General features: G+C 23.9%; 1 protein-coding gene. It reads right to left on the bottom strand.

What is annotated here, in order from left to right:
- Positions 1–142 precede the first annotated feature (142 nt).
- Positions 143–568: a hypothetical protein gene (locus AJ884_RS02450; protein ID WP_002883973.1), complete on the bottom strand. Its 426-nt coding sequence runs from the start codon at positions 566–568 to the stop codon at positions 143–145.
- Positions 569–698: the final 130 nt, after the last annotated feature.

Raw genomic sequence — 698 nt, 5'->3', positions numbered from 1 at the left:
GCTTTATCAAGCTCATCAGGACTTTTGCCTTTGGTAAGTCCTAAGAAAGCGTGGGTGAAATCTTCTCTTTGCCAGTAACACTGATTTTTAAAATCCAAAAAACATTCTACCAATGGATCAATATAAATCGTAACATAATATTTCATTTATAAAATCCTCCTAATAACTCAAATATATATACCATAGCCACTAAAAAAATATATCCACATAAAAAAGTTATTAAAATTCTCCAAGCTCTTAAAAAGATAAAAATTACAGGTGCAAAAATAAAAAATAAAATTTTAAAATTATAGATAAACTCATGATATTTCATATATATAAATATTAATATCACAAGCAACAATAATGCAAAAAAATTTTTAATATAAAGCATATTCAATATAAAAATAAATAACATAATAAATAAAATAGTGAATTGATCATAATTGTTACTGATATAAAAATATACCATAGGAATGATAAAAATCCCTACACTACATACAAACCAAGCAATTTGCCCACTTGATATATTGTCTATTCCTTTGCTTTCTAGTTTTTCTTTGAGTTTAGAATAAATAGGAATTTGCAAATTTACTCCTAATATAGATAAATTGTTTTATTATAACCAATCTACTTAATACTTTTAATTAATTTAAATTCTTTGTTTTTAAGATATTCTTGTCTTAATGTTTCATCTGCTTTATCAAGCTCATCAGGAC

It is taken from the genome of Campylobacter sp. BCW_6463, from assembly GCF_001762785.1.
Lineage (GTDB): Bacteria > Campylobacterota > Campylobacteria > Campylobacterales > Campylobacteraceae > Campylobacter_D > Campylobacter_D jejuni.
Note: the sequence above shows the minus strand (reverse complement) of the source record. Positions and strands in the feature narration are given on the sequence as shown.